The sequence below is a fragment of the Streptomyces sp. NPDC031474 genome, from assembly GCF_055581185.1.
This window is the reverse complement of sequence record NZ_JBVIJX010000078.1, coordinates 1-1346: the sequence shown is the minus strand read 5'-3', so window position 1 is coordinate 1346 and position 1346 is coordinate 1. Positions and strand designations below refer to the sequence as shown.

Annotated in this window: 1 protein-coding gene; it reads left to right on the top strand. The window is 68.3% G+C overall.

Going from position 1 to position 1346, the window contains the following annotated elements:
- The first annotated feature begins 140 nt into the window (after positions 1–140).
- Entirely contained in the window at positions 141–1313 is a 1173-nt protein-coding gene (locus tag ACZ5SK_RS48500) for an IS30 family transposase (RefSeq protein WP_457496058.1), read from the top strand.
- Positions 1314–1346: the final 33 nt, after the last annotated feature.

The following is a 1346-nucleotide window of genomic DNA, read 5'->3' as shown; positions in this document are numbered from 1 at the left end:
CTTCAGTTCAAGAGGTCGTTGCAACACCCCGTCCGTAGGGAGTTGCAGTGGACTTCGAGATCCGGGAGGACCGGAGGCCGCAGGGGCCCCGGAAGCTACTGAAAGAGCGTGAGCTCTACCTTTCCCTTGTGGATCAAGGGATGGGGAACGCGCAGGCCTGCCGGATCGTGGGAGTGCACGAGCGGACCGGCAGGGATTGGCGTTATGGACGGCCGGAGGGCCGTGTGAAGAGGCCGCGACCGCGGGCGAAGGATGCGCCGGCGGTCGCGGTCCGTGGTGTCCAAGCACCCAGGACACGCCTGATCGAGGTCCGCGGCGACTCGCGTTACCCCGGCGAGGACGAGCGCATACACATCGCCGACCGCTTGCGGGAGAAGGCGACGGTCCGCGCGATCGCGGCCGAGCTGGGCCGCAGCCCGTCGACCATCAGCCGGGAGATCCGCCGCAACCGCCACCCCGTGAACGGCCAGTACCGGCCGCACGCGGCACACGCCCGGGCCAGGGCCCGCCGTCCTCGCCCCAAGGGCGGGAAGATCGCGGCATGTCTTCCGCTGCGTGACACCATCCAGTCATGGCTGGGGCTGAAGTGGAGTCCTGAGCAGATCAGCCGGAGTCTGCGCCTGCACTTCCCCGACCAGCCGGAGATGCACGTGTCGCACGAGACGATCTACCAGGCCCTCTACGTCCAGGGCCGGGGCGAACTGCGCCGCGAACTCACCAAGGCCCTGCGCACCGGCCGCATCCTCCGCAAGCCTCACCGCCGTCCCGACCAGCGGATCCCGCGCTATCCGGCACCGATGGCGATGATCAGCGACCGGCCGGCCGAGGCCGAGGACCGGGCCGTTCCCGGCCACTGGGAGGGAGACCTGATCATCGGCAAAAACAACGGTTCCGCGATCGGCACCCTGGTCGAGCGGACCACCCGCTACGTGATGCTCATCCATCTACCCGGCAACCGCGACACCATCACCGTCCGCGACGCGCTGATCCACACCGTCAGCGCCCTCCCTGCCCACCTGCGGCGCTCGCTGACCTGGGACCAGGGCTCAGAGATGGGCCTGCACCACCAGTTCTCCATGGCCACGGGCATGCCCGTCTACTTCTGCGACCCCTCCAGCCCATGGCAGCGCGGCTCGAACGAGAACACGAACGGCCTGCTGCGGCAGTACTTCCCCAAAGGCACCGACCTGTCGCGCCACAGCCGCGAGCACCTGGACGTCGTCGCCACCGAACTCAACGGCCGCCCACGCAAAACGCTCGACTGGGAAACCCCAGCCGAGCGCCTCGCTAAGCTCCTCACAACAGCCTCATGACCAGCGGCGTTGCCACGACCCCTTGAATTCGCC